Genomic DNA, 1,612 nt, shown 5'->3' with positions numbered 1-1,612 from the left:
GACCCCGACGACCAGCGCCCCCGCGGCCGCGCTGGTCACCGCCGCGGCACCCGCCCCCGTCACCAGCAGGGCGGCGCCGGCGACCAGCGACGCGGCGAGCACGACCCGCGCGGCCAGCACGGTCCCGGCGTGCGGAGCGGGCGCGTGCGGCTCGAGGGAGGCCGTCCGGGCACCGGCGGCGGGTCGCAGCCGGTACGTCTCGGCGAGCAGAGCCCCGACCAGCACCCCCGCGACGCCGCAGAAGAGGACGTCCGCCAGCGGGCTGCCCTGCGAGAAGCCGAAGCCGACGCTCTGGTACCACCGCACCCCCACCACGACGGCGAGGGCCACGCCGAGCAGCCCGCCGACGGACCGGTGCCGACGGTGGCGCGCCAGGTACCGCGCGGCGACGTGGGCCTCGTCGTCCGGCACCGGGGCGCCGGGGGCGGCGCCCGCGAGCCAGCTCACGTCGGCCGAGGTCACCCGGGCCGACGCGAGACGGCGGACGAGCAGCAGCCCGCCGAGGACGAGGAGCACGGCGAGCAGGAGGACGCGGAAGGACCCCATGAGACCCGACCCCTTTCGTTTGGCCTGTTGGCACAGTACGTTGGGCCAATGACCATGACAAGCAGCCGTGACGGGTCGGCCCCGGACGGCGCCGGCTCGCTGGAGCAGCTCCTGCCGCCGCGGCGGCGGGGAGCCGGCGCCACCGTCGCCGTGGTGGCGGTCGCCGTGCTCCTCGCCGCCTGGGCCTCCCCGCAGCTGCTCCGGCCGTCGGTGTGGGACGGCACCGGCGCGGGCGTCGTCGCGACCTTCACGGACGCCCCGTCGCGCGTGCTGACGACGACCCTGACCGACACCGAGTCCTGGACCCCGTTCACCGTGGTCGACGTCGAGGACGTCCCCGGCGCTCGCGTCGTCGACGCCTGGCTGCTCACCGGCGCGGACGCCGAGGTGGCCGGGCGCGGCGTCGCCGAGGCGCCCACCACGCTCGACGACCACCTCGGGCGGGTCCTGCCCGCGTCGGGCGCCGGGCACCTGCCGCAGCGGCTGGCCTCCGGCGGGCCGGTCGCGCTGCTCGTGCTGTGGGACGTCGAGGACTGCGGCGCCCTCGTGGAGGGCACCGAGCCCGTCGCCGAGCTGAGGAACGTCGTCGGCGCCCGGACGACCGACACCCTGGCGGACTTCAGCGCCCCCGACGTCGCCCTCGTGGGCGCACCGGAGGGCGAGGCCACCGCGCTCGCCTGCCCCCGGGGCTGACAGGACGATCAGCGCAGCTCGCCCACCGGGCGGCTCAGCGCCGCGGGAGGAGGTCCACCCGCAGGTCGGGCCCGACGCGGGCGACGTCGTCGACCTCGAGCCGGGCGATCGCGTCCATCGAGGCCCCGGTCGACGCCGTCACGACGGCGGCGGTCCCCTGCCCGAGCAGCGCGGGGGCGAGGTAGGCGCGCACCCGGTCGACGAGGCCGGCGTCGAGGAAGGCGCCGGCGAGGCGCGGCCCGCCCTCGAGCATCAGCGAGCGCACCCCGCGCCCGTACAGCGCGGCGAGGGCGCCGTCCAGGTCCACGCCGCCGGCGCGCCCGCGGCCGACGGTGTCCGCGGTGAGCACGACGCACGCCCCCGCTCCCGGCCC

Annotated in this window: 2 protein-coding genes and 1 pseudogene; 1 reads left to right on the top strand and 2 read right to left on the bottom strand. The window is 78.4% G+C overall.

The window, feature by feature from the left end:
- A pseudogene (locus HLB09_RS16825) lies at nucleotides 1-546 on the bottom strand (hypothetical protein); the annotation flags it as partial.
- A gap of 48 nt (nucleotides 547-594) precedes the next feature.
- Here HLB09_RS16825 and HLB09_RS16820 point away from each other — a divergent pair.
- Entirely contained in the window at nucleotides 595-1,239 is a 645-nt protein-coding gene (locus HLB09_RS16820; RefSeq protein ID WP_171204443.1) for a hypothetical protein, read from the top strand.
- A gap of 34 nt (nucleotides 1,240-1,273) precedes the next feature.
- Here HLB09_RS16820 and HLB09_RS16815 read toward each other — a convergent pair.
- A partial coding sequence (locus tag HLB09_RS16815; RefSeq protein WP_171204442.1) for a RibD family protein occupies nucleotides 1,274-1,612 on the bottom strand: 339 nt, incomplete at its 5' end.

Origin of the sequence: Pseudokineococcus marinus, assembly GCF_013004605.1 — a bacterium.
GTDB lineage: Bacteria > Actinomycetota > Actinomycetes > Actinomycetales > Quadrisphaeraceae > Pseudokineococcus > Pseudokineococcus marinus.
The sequence above is the reverse complement of the archived record's forward strand: the minus strand, read 5'-3'. Positions and strand labels throughout refer to the sequence as shown.